The 13,785-nt window shown below is 32.9% G+C and carries 13 protein-coding genes; 1 reads left to right on the top strand and 12 read right to left on the bottom strand.

The genetic code is table 11. From position 1 onward, the window contains the following. Positions 1 to 3 precede the first annotated feature (3 nt). The 3 genes from I130_RS00885 to I130_RS00870 form a co-directional block, all read right to left on the bottom strand. Entirely contained in the window at positions 4 to 534 is a 531-nt protein-coding gene (locus I130_RS00885; protein ID WP_410503373.1) for a conjugal transfer protein, read from the bottom strand. 103 nt (positions 535 to 637) lie between these two features. Beyond that, complete coding sequence (locus tag I130_RS00880; RefSeq protein ID WP_034917679.1) at positions 638 to 3,046, bottom strand: TraG family conjugative transposon ATPase; 2,409 nt, start codon at positions 3,044 to 3,046, stop codon at positions 638 to 640. Positions 3,047 to 3,352: 306 nt separating this feature from the next. Beyond that, complete coding sequence (locus I130_RS00870) at positions 3,353 to 3,640, bottom strand: hypothetical protein (RefSeq protein ID WP_034917673.1); 288 nt, start codon at positions 3,638 to 3,640, stop codon at positions 3,353 to 3,355. A gap of 193 nt (positions 3,641 to 3,833) precedes the next feature. Here I130_RS00870 and I130_RS00865 point away from each other — a divergent pair, with 193 nt between their 5' ends. Further along, entirely contained in the window at positions 3,834 to 4,493 is a 660-nt protein-coding gene (locus I130_RS00865) for an N-acetylmuramoyl-L-alanine amidase (protein WP_034917670.1), read from the top strand. A 501-nt stretch (positions 4,494 to 4,994) separates the two neighbouring features. Here the strand turns inward: I130_RS00865 and I130_RS00860 are convergent. From I130_RS00860 to I130_RS00820, 9 genes are all read right to left on the bottom strand, one after another. After that, entirely contained in the window at positions 4,995 to 5,519 is a 525-nt protein-coding gene (locus tag I130_RS00860; RefSeq protein WP_034917666.1) for a hypothetical protein, read from the bottom strand. Between the two features lie 326 nt (positions 5,520 to 5,845). Then, positions 5,846 to 6,484, bottom strand: coding sequence for a fibrobacter succinogenes major paralogous domain-containing protein (locus I130_RS00855; protein ID WP_034917662.1), 639 nt, complete (start codon positions 6,482 to 6,484; stop codon positions 5,846 to 5,848). A 17-nt stretch (positions 6,485 to 6,501) separates the two neighbouring features. Then, positions 6,502 to 6,969, bottom strand: a complete 468-nt coding sequence (locus I130_RS00850; protein WP_034917658.1) for a hypothetical protein — start codon at positions 6,967 to 6,969, stop codon at positions 6,502 to 6,504. Positions 6,970 to 7,038: 69 nt separating this feature from the next. After that, entirely contained in the window at positions 7,039 to 8,136 is a 1,098-nt protein-coding gene (locus I130_RS00845) for a hypothetical protein (RefSeq protein WP_034917655.1), read from the bottom strand. A gap of 279 nt (positions 8,137 to 8,415) precedes the next feature. Beyond that, positions 8,416 to 8,694, bottom strand: coding sequence for a hypothetical protein (locus I130_RS00840; protein ID WP_034917650.1), 279 nt, complete (start codon positions 8,692 to 8,694; stop codon positions 8,416 to 8,418). Positions 8,695 to 8,759: 65 nt separating this feature from the next. Next, a complete protein-coding gene (locus I130_RS00835; protein ID WP_034917647.1) occupies positions 8,760 to 9,155 on the bottom strand; it encodes a hypothetical protein in 396 nt (131 codons plus the stop codon). A 40-nt stretch (positions 9,156 to 9,195) separates the two neighbouring features. Continuing rightward, complete coding sequence (locus tag I130_RS00830) at positions 9,196 to 10,137, bottom strand: hypothetical protein (RefSeq protein ID WP_034917643.1); 942 nt, start codon at positions 10,135 to 10,137, stop codon at positions 9,196 to 9,198. Between the two features lie 568 nt (positions 10,138 to 10,705). Then, positions 10,706 to 11,467: a LuxR C-terminal-related transcriptional regulator gene (locus tag I130_RS00825; RefSeq protein WP_034917638.1), complete on the bottom strand. Its 762-nt coding sequence runs from the start codon at positions 11,465 to 11,467 to the stop codon at positions 10,706 to 10,708. A gap of 377 nt (positions 11,468 to 11,844) precedes the next feature. Continuing rightward, entirely contained in the window at positions 11,845 to 13,641 is a 1,797-nt protein-coding gene (locus I130_RS00820) for a hypothetical protein (protein WP_034917633.1), read from the bottom strand. Positions 13,642 to 13,785 lie beyond the last annotated feature (144 nt).

Raw genomic sequence — 13,785 nt, 5'->3', positions numbered from 1 at the left:
GGGTTAGTAATTTGATTCCCTGTTATTGATCTTGTCCTGCATTTCCCTAAATGAAATTATATCCTGATACCTTAAGATCTTTTGATTGATCTCCGCTACCATCTCTTTCGAGCTGAGTTCTTTTTCTTTAAGAATAATCGCTCGTTCCGCATCGGTCATTTTTAAATAGTCGCTGGAAAGAACTTCATCAATAAAATCCAGGTCTTCCAGGGAGTTGTTGATGATGGCGTTGAACGAATCAGAGATTCGAGTAACTTCTTCGGCTTTGATATACGGAGAGTTGAGAATTTCCCGAAGGTCATCCCGAACTACATTGAAAAGACGCTGATTATTTTCTGTGATCTCGCGTACAGCTTTCAACTGCTTGATTACGCTGTTTACTTTTTCCAGATTTTCCTTCTGTTGTTTTAGAAAATCTACCGTTTTAAGCAATTGCGATGTCTGTTTCGCCGATTCTATCAGCGATTTGGCCAGGCTTATAAAATTAGTGTTATCATAAACTGGCATTCCCTGAGCCGCAGCACGGCCAGGCATTAATAAGACAATGGTCATTAAGACTAAAATGGTCTTAATTTTAATTTTGCTCACGACACTCTTAATCTTTAAGTGTTCTTGAATTTTCTGTGAAATTTTCATACTACTTGATTTTTGGATTAATAAATTCTGTGATTGCTTTTTCCATATTCTGATGCTTTTCATAAAGTGACATTATTTCTTCATTTTCGACACCATCAGTCAGGTAGGCAGCATAAACTTCTTTAGGAACTTCCAGACGGAACACATTGCTCTGCTTTCCTATCTTGATAAATATTTCGGTGTATTTTCTTGGGCCTGTAAGGTTGTTTTTTATGGACTTAAGTTGATTTAGATCATGACTGGAGAGGTTAAGTCGTTTCTGCAGTTCATCATATCCTTTTTCATTATGAAGGCTGTAGATCACCTGAGTGTTTTCCAAGATGCTTGCTGAAACGGAATTATTCGGAAGCTGGTTGATGGACTGTAGGATAATACCAATTGCCCCATTCTGCTTCCGGATTGCCTGATAGTAGAATTCCACGCTTTCCAATACATTCTCGAACTTCAGTTGCTTCGCGAACTCATCAAAAAGGATGATCCCCTTCTCTGCCCTATTTTTCCAGATGGTACGCTGAATGGCCGATTTTATCAATTTCAGCATTACAGAAAGGACCTCTTTATTATCCTTTACTTCATCCAGTTCAAAAACAATTAGCCGTTTATCTTCAATTTTATAGGTCTGATCTTCTCCTGCTTCAAAAAGAAAACTATAAAGACCATCTCCCACATATTCTGACATGATGTGCAGGAAGTTTTGAATGTTGAAATAATCTGAATGGATACTTAGATCCGTAAGCAGGGTTTTCTGATTGTTTTCTATAAACCGATAAAAACTCTCCAAGGAATGCTGGCTTGGTAAAGTCTGATAATAATGAAGCAGAATCTTTTTAGCGGAAACCGATTGACTTCGGCTAATTTTTACATCTGAAGCAAAAAGTTCAAAAATAAAGACCGATAGATCTTCCAGCCTTTCCGGACTCAAATCATCCAGGCTACTTATATAAAATGGATTTATTCCTAAATTTTTACCGCTCTCATAACGTAGAATGGTATATTGGCCAGGATATAATTTGGCAAATTTGGTATAGGAACCACCAAGGTCAATAATCACTAAACGCACTCCGGTTTCGAAATACTGACGGAGGATGTTATTGGCTAGGAAAGATTTCCCTTCACCCGTGGGTGCGAAAATGGCAAAGTTCCTTGCTTTAATCCGTTTTTTCTTCTCATCCCAAACATCTTTAAGTACAGGAATATTAAACTCTCGATCATTGAAAATAACCCCTGTGAAATCCGATTTATAGTTGGTGTTATTAATAAACAGGCAGAGTGCATGTTTAAGATCGGTTACATACAGATCTTCATTTGAAAAATTGGGGGAAAAGCAGAAAAAGCTATTCAGAAAATAATTCTTACGCTCTTCCCCTCCCGGTGAGTAAGGAATGATATCGAGTTCCTTGAATTCGGTCTTTATCTTAGAGGCTATTTTTTTGAGCTCTTTAGATTCCGCAGCCCAATAAATTACATTTAATTGTCCGCGAATTATGCGTGAGCTGTCATCAGCATTGATCTGTTCCAGAATCTGCTGGATCTTTTTAAGCACTACTTTGTTCTGCGATCCGAAATTGGAACTTTTACTAAGCTCTTCTATTTTCTTATCCAGAAGTTTTCGCCATTTCTGTTTATCATCTAAATAAATAAGCTGGTTTATAATATGGTTCTCATTCAAAGTAAGACCGAGACCGTCTATAAATCCTTGGTGAAACTTGAAATCGTCTGAGGTAAAATGTTCATTGGTCTTACTGCTTTGAACGTTTTCTCCAAAACATAGCTCACTATTCACGGCCAGAACATCAAAATAATTTTCTCCAATATGGATGTGGGATTTATCTAATAGAATATCAGCATCGAAATCCTGATTAAATCCGTTGAAATAAGTGTTACAGATTTCCTTGATTTTTTCGGAAGAAAGTGGTAAAAGTTGAAGCTTACGGCTATTATTTATATAGGAAACCGAATCGCTTACAGCTCCAATAAAACTATGAACGTTCTCATCCAACTGCTGAGGGATCTGCTTTAAGATATTTCGAAAAGGATTTACAAATTTTGAATTATTTAAAGCCCTGTTCTTGGTGTAGATAAAAAACACGTAACAATCGTGTATAATATAATCCCGCCCCTTAAAATGTTGATAGGTAGCTTTTTCAAGAAAAGTAGTATTGGGTAAGTCTGTAGAGGAATATTTCATTTTTTGATAGACATCCTGTTTATGAACGATGGAACCAACAGGCAAAGACTTTAAAGCCTGAAACCAGCTAGTATGCAGATCCTCAAAATCCTTTTCAGATAAAGAATGGATCTCCGGTAATTTGATTTCATAGCAAAGAGCCACATTACCATTTCCGGTAAATACAATATTCTCCTGAATATTGGCTATAGGTGGATGAGATGTTAGATTAATCCTGCTCATAACTGAAAAAATTTGATTTCTTATTGCTGATGATCTCGGGAAACACCTTTGAATAATGAAATAGCTGAGGAGAATTCGTAATTCTGGTAAGTGCGATATACAATGCGGCATTAAAAATGAATATTCCGACTATCACAGTAAGACTGAATGAAAAAATAACTATTAGCAGCGATCCCACTATAGAAAGCATTATTAGCGCAAAGAGCGAAATGGGCAAGCCCCATATCAGTGCTCTTTTCCTGATGTTTTTATAAATTTCAAATTTCTTCATAGTGTATTGATAATTAAAAGCTTTACAAGGCTTGATTATACTGTGATTGAAATGAGGTAGGTGAAAATGCCCACTACTGCTCCTGCAATTAACACGAATACTAAAACCCTGGTAATACCTTTTTTTAGATCCGCGTTTTCACCAAAAAAATGACCGGCATTAAAGAGGAATCCTACAAGAAATATCACTCCTAAAAGGATGGGGAAAATTGTTCTAACAGTATCAGAAATATCCGATACAGAATTTTCTATTCCACCAATTTGTGCGAAAAGTGGAATAGAAAAAAGAGATAAAAAAAGTGTTGGGTAAATTGATTTTTTCATAATGAACGTTTTTTGATCTGCTCTCGCAGAGTGGTTGATGAGACCACTTGATGATGAATTTTTATGAAATTTATTGTGAAAAGGAAAGGATGGGGCTAAATGTTCAAACTTTAACGTGAGCTCATGTTAAACTTTGGAAGATTGTTAAAAAATAGATTGATTCTTTGAATTTTGTTGAAACAAAGAATCATTTATGGAACTCAGGAAGTCAATATTCAGCATCTTTTTTTTAAGCACTATAGCTTTTTTCCCAATTGAAAATTACTCTCAGACGGTGGAAAAGGATCAAATTACCATTGTTGTAGATCCCGGACATGGAGGAAGTGACCCAGGTGCAATTGGAATCAATGGAAATAAGGAAAAAGAAGTGGTATTGAAAATAGCCCGGAAGATGATAGAAATAAGTAAGTCTTCTCCAGAAAATGGATTTAAAATATACCTCACGAGATATAAAGACAGCTTAATCTCTTTAAATGACAGGACTAAACTTGCAAAAGCTTTAAAAGCCGATGTCTTTATCTCGTTGCACTGTAATCATTCCAATAATCCCAATGCCCACGGACTTGAAGCTTATGTATCCAACATCAGATCCCAGCAGTCCAAAGAGTCGATCCTATTTGCTTACCAAATCCAAAAAGAACTCAGTAAAGAATTGGGATTAAAAAGTAGGGGTGTCAAATTTTCCAATTTTCAGGTACTTCAGGAATCTATTGGATTTTATCCATCGGTGTTGGTAGAATTGGGATTTTTAAGTAATTGGGAAGAGGAAAAATGGTTGAGTAACCTAGAAAATATAAATCAAATTGCTTATTCTATATTAGTTGCTATTCGGGAAAGTTTGGATTTTAGATAAATAAAACGAAATCTTGATTTATCCTGAAGGGTTTTTTATTAATATGGTATATTCGATTGCATACAAAACGTTGGTGTAATTTTGATAGAACTTTGTTTTTTGTCCAATCGAGATGAATCAGAATAAGTGTCTGAAAAACCCAACTTAAACCCCTGGCATTTTCAATACTGAATATCTTGATTAAATCATTGGAATTAAGAAAGAATTATATGTGCTTCTGGCTGGAATGCTTTGTAATATTTTGAAGATTTTGGTGAGGGAAATGAAGAGGACTTTTAGGAAGAAATGAGAATTGGAATAATTGGTATTTCGGGAAAGGTGATTGGTTAGTCAACCGGGAGCTAAAAATAAATCAATAAAATTAAAACCTAAAAGTGGCGTCATTCAAACTGTAATATCCACCTGTGCCTGGATGTTGACTGTAAATTAAAACATCGTGATAATGAGTGCCTTTTTATAGAAATTAAGATTTTGTATATTTATTATGATTAGTTATGAAAATTAAAAAATAGGTTTTAATGGATTGCCAAATACATCGGTATTAAAAGAAGTATCCAGATAGACATTGCAATTAGGCATACGTTCTTTTAACTCAAATGCTTTTTCAAGTATGTTTTCTTCTTTGTCTTCTGAATCCAAAAACACTTCTTTTAGACTTTGATTGTTTAAAAGTTCACATATATCGGTAAGGGTGATTTTTGTTTTGGTGATGTTTAAGCTTAATAAAGATTCCATTTTATTAAAATACGGAATGCTTTCTTTGGTGATTTTTTTATGGTTTCTTAAATACAGAATTTCTAAATCCTTGAACTTGCTAATATGTTTGATACCTGCATCTGTAACCAGTGTTTCTTTTAGATGAATCTCCAAGATAGAAGTAACACGTAAGCTAAGAAAATAGAAGAAATCGTCATCTTCTTCGGAATCTATCCTTTTGAAGGTGCCCCATTCTTTGGGAATATCTTCTGCTTTTTCAATGTGAAAATGCCTTTGCCAGAATTTTTTCTCTTCTTTTGTGAGCTTCATTTTTTTTATAAAATAGTTGTAAATCGATCGCATGTGTGGCTGGGTTTTTATAAATTTTTACTAATTTTTTGACGCTTACCTCCTCATATCTCTCATTAAAGCGGATACTCAGTAATATAACCTCAATACGTGCTCGTGCTTCTTGCAATACATATTGCTTATCACGTTTTGCATTCGCTCTATAAAATAAGGTTTGCAACTCTATGGTCTATTTTTCAAATTTTCGCCCACTATGTACTTGAATTCCTCCAAATCCATTTGTAAAGCGGAAGATAATCAGCAATACATCATATGTTGTTTTGTAAACCGATAAATTATCAAATGTATTAATCCCTAAGGGCGCGCACAGACAACCCTTTATCCTTATTGTAGTTGCCACTACCGTTAACACTACCATTACTGTATTGTAGGAAGCTGATCCAAGCGCAACAACTAGTATTCTCCGTAGAACTCCACCAGTAACCGTACTCACCAATACCATCGAAATTTCCATAGTTGCGCCATCCGCCAGGCAGACCTAGATAACCGCTTTTATTCGTTCCTTTGCCCTTATGCATCCAACCACTTTCGCTTTTCATTTTAGTGCCTGCTTTATCTTCTCCTCCCAAATAGTCAGTTAATTGAGTCCACTCTTTATTACTCGGTATATGCCAGCCAGAAGGTGCCAAGCCACGTGAGTCGCTTACTGCATACCAATTATACAATTTCCCATAGGTGGTGCCATTTTCTGAATCATTTTCGTAGTAGCACCAAGCGGGTTGTTCATTTATTCCAGCATTTTCCCATTCTTTCTTGGATTTGACTTCAGGAATCAAATCACCATTGCTGAACTTGTCCACATTTAGGTTTTCAGCCATCCAGGTTTGATCACCGATTTTAATTTGTTTAAAAGTTTGCGAAAAAAGAGTATTAGTACAAGATATTAGCGCAATTGCAAATCCTGTCATTAAGAAGATTTTTCTCATTTTTTTAAATTTAAAGGTTAATTCTTATTTTTTAATTTTATTAAATCTTCAAAGGCTTTATAAATCTTAGTTTGCTCAACATCTTCATCCACTTCATAATAGATATTGACGTCGTAAGATTCATCTGCTGTTATAAACGCCAATTTCCCTGTAATCGGAATAACGAGTGTTTCAAAATCATAAATTTCAACCACGTCTGTGCCATTGGGCTCAAGACTTATCACTTCTTTTAGGTTGATGGTTATGGTTTGGTTATTAAGGTTCTTTTGTTCATCAAATGTGTCAAATGTCAATGTAAAGATGAAACCGGAAAATATTGCTTTGTAATTGTTTGAAAGTACTATATCCTTGCCATCAAAATCATAGCCTGTCGAGAAAGAGGAATAATAGTCTTGTATATAAATTATTGAATTGTTTTTCACACTTTGTCCTATTAAATTAAAAGAGTAGAATAATAGAATTAATTGGAGTGTTACGTTTTTCATTTATTTTTTTTGTGATTAATGCTATTTAACTTTTTGTAACTCGACACTGTCTTATTTTTTTGTTTAAATTTAATCTTTTACCAAAAAATGGAATCTTAAAAGAATCCCATAACTAAATGCGTCTAAATCTGGCCGATAATCAATCCCTAGTGTCCATTTATCGGTAGGATGTGTAATAAATGCATCATTGTATTCTTTTGTAATTTTATAATATTTTGGAGACAATTCTGTTGTGATATAATCAACAATTCTGTTGAACTCTTTAACCCTATCAGTCATAGTATTAAGTTGCATATAATAGAAATAATCCGAAAGTTTTTCATTTTTAAACGCAAGTGTTTCGATTTGAGGAAATTTCTTCCTTGAATTATAAGATTTATAGCTTCCACCATCAGATGTGTACATATTTTTCTTTCTAAATAGCTCTTCAGCTATTTCGGTATTCTTCAGTCTATAGTCATCCTCTGTCATGCCCATTTTTATTTTGAATGATTTAGAAATACTATCCATAAACATAATGGTTTTCTCTACTTTTTTTGCAATATCTACTTTTGCCTGCATCGTTCTAATAGAACCTGGATGTTTTTTTACAAAATCTTCCTTTTCCATTTTAAACCAGTCATTGTTTTCAATTTCTAACTTTTCTTTTTTTATCAACCCCATATCTATTTGTTGTGCTATACTTAGTTGATGAATAGTTTTATAAAGGTTTGAATTTCTTATTTCCCCACTATATTTTGCATAGACAATCAAATTGTTTTGGTAAGTAGAATCGATTACTTCGCCGTTATCAAAAATTTTGGTGGTTACATAAAATTTACCAAAATGCAACTTATATAAAATTACATCATTGTCTATTAGTTCTATCGTTATTCCCACTAATCTAGACATAGAGAAGTTTTCACTTAGATATAAAAGCTCTTTTCCGTTTATTTTTTTATAAACGCTATTTGTAGCTAATTGACTATTGAATGCTACTGAAAAGTTTGATTCCGGAAAACTAATTTCAACGTCGGATGTGCCATCATTATAAGTTTTACCATTGACTTCCAATTGTGCCTTGCTTATTTTTTTTGAAAATTCTTCAAGTTTTTCAAATGGAACTTTTTGTGCAAAACTTATAAAAGAACACAAAAGAAGGGTTGAAAGGAATAATGTTTTTTTCATGTTCTATATATTCGTTCTTACCGTTTTTTGTTTGTTCTTCATTATTAATTTTAAACATAGCTATACCAACTCCTATTCCAATCCACGGTTGATTCGATACACCCATTTTTGTTGTAAATTTCCAGAAGGGAAATCAATACCCATTAAAATACCAAGTTGAACATTGTTTTTTTCCCACATCCAACCAAGAGCTGGAGAAAAAGCAGCAATCGTATAGTCTTCCCGCGTTTCTTTTATTTTGGACTCATCCGCTTTGTAGCTGCTGATACCAGCATAAATTTAAAAACTATGTGTGAAATTAGTTTTCCAATTATGATGGACAGTCCAAGAAAAAGTAGTTCCAACTGAGAATCCATTGGTAAAATCAAACTGACCACTTTCAGTAGCAAAAGGTCTTAATTTTATGGGTAAAACTAAAAGGCCTATACTCCATAAACCATTTTTATTCTCAAATTCTGTTGAATTGTTTATAAGGGTTTTGGTTTGTGCTAGATAATATGTTTTAGATAAGTCGTAATCCTTACCATCAATCACAGCCGTCAGTCCTTCTATATTCATTTTGTCAAAACTCTTTTCTAATTCTAACTCATTTCTTTCTAAAGAGTCATTGTTTTTATAAGATTTTATCTTTCAATTAAACTTTCTGCGTGTGATACTTTTAAATTCCAAAATTTTATCACACTAAATGAGCCTATTTCTTGAATAATAGCAAAAGCATTACCTTTTTCTATTAAAATATTTTTAAGTAAAATAGTGTCTTTTACTGATTTTTTAGTAAACATTTCTTTGTTAATGCCATCTACAGCAACCATTACTTTTATCTTAATTGAATCTTCTTGTATTTTTAAAGATATACCATCATTCCCTCCTATCAATCCTTCTTTGCTATATGACTTTGTAATATCTATTGGGCAAAGTAATGTAGCATGTTTTAAGTATCTTGGCTTTTCAAATTTGTTTGTTTGCCCAAAACTATTTATCCCAAATATTAAAATGACTATAACGATAAGAATTTTCATAAGTGTTGATATTTAATTTTTCTTGATAATTTGAAACAGTTTAATCTGGGATTATTATCCAACCAGTTTCTTTATTTAGTTTTTGTAAATCGTAATTTAACGTATATCTATTTACGTTTTGAATAGAACATTTCGTTCTAATTCCACCAGAATATCTTGGTTTTTTTATATATGCAATCGCCGCTTCATTATTGTTGTAAAAATCATAAAAATTAGCAGAAAGACTGATTATATCACCTATGTATTTAGAACTACTATTAGAAGTGTAGGCATGGATAACGCTATTCTTGATATCATTCTGTAGTATCCTTACAAATTTATTATTTCCATCAATTTCTACTTTATTACCTAAATGATCAATAATGATGGAATATTTATACACTGAATTGTTATAATTACCTTCTTTTTTTAAAACTTTCACTTCAAAAAAATTAGTGTTTAAAATTTTGACAATTGAATTAAAATCTTCAATAAATGGGAAAACAGCAACTTCTTTGCCTTCCAATTTAAAACCATACACTTTACGATTACTATCTTCAAATCCTTCAATATTTTTTAATTCAAGTGTTGAACGGGAGCCTTTAATATCTGACTTAACAATACCTTTGTTTGCTATATCCTGATATTTATCTCTCAATTCATCAGAAGCTTTTTTATCGGCTAATGCTTGTTCCTCTTTTCGTTTATTTTCTGTAGCTTCTGAAGCAAGTTTGGCTTCATAAGCTTTCTGTTCAGCTTCTTTTTTAGCCGCTGCCTCTGCCCAGATTTTTTCATTGCGTTTTTGTACTTCGGCAACTTTAGCTTCTTTTTCTTTTTTGTCTTCTGTAGTACAAGTGGCACACTGTGGACATCCTTCCATATTAGTACATCTGTTTTTGGCGTACTTACATGCGCTACCAGCAGTGATATTATGCGATTGTGCAAAAGCCATTGGGCCAACTAATAGTATAATCATCATTGATAGTGCTTTAATTGATTTCATAATTACTGAGTTTTAGTTTGTTTTGTTTTTCAATTTCTCTTCTGCTTTTTTCTGTGCTTCAATTCCAGCTTTGTCTGGTTTAGTACATTCTAATTCTCTATCCTTCTTAAATCTTGCCGCTTTTACTTCTAATTATTTTTTCGTCATTTCTAATTGTAAACCAAATAACTGCCCATCGTTTTTAGAAACCAACCAAAGCTTGTGGGTATCTAAACCACTTGGTGTGCATACCATTTTGAGACATCATAAGTTTTTACTACTTTGTTCTTAACAAAATTATATTCAATTACAAAGGTTCTAATTTTTCTATCAGCTGAATCTTTTTTTTCCTGTCCAAATCCTTTATTGAAAAAGCGAGTATAATAAGGAATTTGAAGAATGTTTTCATAGGAATAATTTTTATTTCAAATAAATTTTACCTAGAATTTCCAATAAAATGAAATTAACGCCATCAATAAGTTAAAGGCTATTAAATAACATGAAGCCTTAATTTTATAATTAGTTTCTTATTAAAAGAAGTAAAATATTAATTAGAAAACAATACCCCTAAATAAGTATTCTTTATGAATTATATCAAACCTTTAAGAATGCTTTCCCTAATCAATTGAGAAGTGTTTTTACAACTAGATTTGTTTAAAATATTGGTGCGGTGTTTTTTTACGGTGAGAGGGCTGATAAAAAGCTGGGTGGCAATTTCATTATTGGTATTGCCCTCAGCTATAAGTTTTAGCACATCCAATTCCCTCTTTGAGAATTCAACGGTTGTGTTTATTGATTTGTTAACCTCAATATTCATATAGGAAGAAAGCCCGTTGAGCCCAATAAGAGAAAGTTGATTGGTGTTACTTTTAGTCAAATGGTCAATACAGGTATGGATGTTAAGTGATTTTCCAAACCTTCCAAGCTCATCTATCGTTAATATAAGAGCCTGGTGATTTAGCATGGCATATTCCCCGCTTTTCCTTCTACTTCTAAACGAATAGCTCGTTTTATAGTTCAATATTTTGTCCTTTCCTATAGTATCGTAAATAAAATCAAAACTTGCCTTTTCTGCTTTTATTACAAAATCTATATCATCTGGATGTATGGTGTTTAAAATATCATTAAAAGAAACGCTATCTGGATCTAATTTATGAATGTCACCAATAGACTGGCTAACATTTGATAAAGACATATCATAAAAATCAACTATATAGTAATAAAATGGACCGGTACTTATAATAGAATTTATTAATTCCTCAAATTTAAATTGAGGCAAAAAAGTATCCTTTTTAGATGTTTGCTGGGTTTGTTCCCAAACTGAATGAAGTTTAATGATTTCGTCGCCCATATATTTATGAGGTATTTATCATAAATATATTACTTTTTTTCTAATCATTTACGCGCATTCACAATAGCTTCAATCCACGGCGAAACTTCGAAATTATTCTTTTGGGTAATGTGCCCTATTCCAAGGGGCATATTCACTAAATGGTGTCCTGCTTCTTTTAGAACATCATATCAATGTAAAAATCTGAATCATTTGAATTGAAGAATAGGGAACTTCGATATTTTTCCACAACAATGTAATTTGCTTATTTGAAAGGTATAAAATGTAGGGCAGTAAGTAATATAATAAGAAGCACAAAACTTCATTTAAATAATCAACGTCCTTTATTTACCAACCACCTGTTATGGGGTGATTTTAATTGTCCAACTGCCAAGGTTTTAAAAAGATACTTGATTAGATCTTTGATTGCATTGATTGATAAGCTCAACTTTAAATTCAACATTTCCATATAAATCGTGAAATGCCTGCGCTGCACTTTGCCCATTAATACAAGAAACATCATTTACCATCGTTATTGCTACAATACCGGAATTAATATTTCCCGATATAAGATTTGCACTATATGAATTAACTGCAATAGAATACTCTGTAGCTCCAGGATTTAAAAAGTATAATCGAACAGGATAACAGGTTTGTGCTGGATCACAACTTAAATACCCACTATAGGGAAGAATACCTGTCCCATTTGCTGTAAATGAAACTAGAATAGCAAACCCATAATTTGTATAGCAGTCCAATTGAACGTCTGTAATTATAGGTGCTGACATTGTACCTCGAATACAAGGATTTGATGATAACACCATTGCATCCATTTTTTTTGCTAGGCCTATTGTAAAGCTGCCATTGGTATAATTAACATCATAAGTAAAGGTTTGGTCATTATCATCAGTGCTAGTGGCCTTAACTAGGATGCTGCCATCAGGTTGGTTCAATTGCTGTAAAGTTACATTGGGGTTGCTTATATTGGAAATGCCAACATATTTATTGAATATTGACCTTGTGGTAGAGTTGAATGAATTTTTTAAGGACGTCATCACATTGCTCGGTCTAAAGACTGAAGGGAAATAACTGATAAAGCCATTATATTGATCTTTAAAATAATTGTACTTCTCCACAATTGTAATTATAGTACTTCCATTTCCTGCATTGCTGCCGTCAGAAGCCATTAATGACCGATATTTTGCTTGAATAATTGTAACAGTTTCAACGCCTGAGCTAAAGTTGTCTTGAGAAGTTTGGGCTATAAACTCATAGGGTATTAAGGACTTATTGGTCAGTGTAACTGCAGCGGACGCCGTTTCGATTACGTTAAACATAAAGCTTGTAACAACTAAACCGGTTGCTATTGTTGCCCCAATACTGGATATGCCAGTTGGAGTTGCTACCAGTTTTGCACCGATTAAAATAATGGGAACATGAGCAACTGTATATTCTAAGCTGTTTATAAACTGTGTTGCACTCAGTTCGACCGCTGCTTCATAATCTTGAACAGGTTGAGAAGTTCTTAATAATGCGTTACTTGAATTTAAAGCCGCAGTAAGAGCATTGTATTCGTCAATTATGTTCTTGTTTGCAGCCATACTTTTAGCAAACTCTTGTTTCTCTACTGCAGATAAATTATTGTATAAAGCTTTATAATCATTGAACAGTTTGGTGTATTTAATAACGTCATTTTGAAGATTTGTATATTCATTTGGATTGGTTGAATTTTGTTCCAATTGGGTGATTTGCAAGTTTATTTCATTAATATTCTGATTAATGCTAGTTTGAACATCATTAAAATATTGGTCGGCACCTAATATATTAGGCAATGAAGAAACAGTCATTGGAACAAAATAATTTTTAGTATTTAGGGTAAACTCTAACTTGTAATTACCATTATTCAAGTTTGGTAAAACGAAGGCGGCACTATTTTCATAAACGACTACCACTATTTCCATATCATTTATTTTTGCTGTAAATGACTGTACTGTAAAAAAATTTTCAGCCGCTGGAATGGTTACTATTTCGTAAGGTGCATATTGACTTTTTTCTGCACTTAAACCTATGGGTTCAATTTTGGTTACTTCTACTGCTTCTACTGCTTCTACTTCAGAACAACTGTTCAATGAAAAAATGATTATTGTACAGAATATAACAATACAATAAAAAACTAAAGAGGATATTTTTTTCATAATTAGTGCTTTTGCAATGAATTATTATTTTTTATATTAAAGAAAATTATGATTTATTAATGCACATCACAATACATCTAAATGAGTATTTTTTCTCGATAACTTGTATGTTTTTTATCAAACGTTCAGCATGGGTCAAATACT

The organism is Gillisia sp. CAL575, assembly GCF_000403785.1.
Lineage (GTDB): Bacteria > Bacteroidota > Bacteroidia > Flavobacteriales > Flavobacteriaceae > Gillisia.
This window is presented reverse-complemented; position numbering and strand designations above follow the sequence as displayed.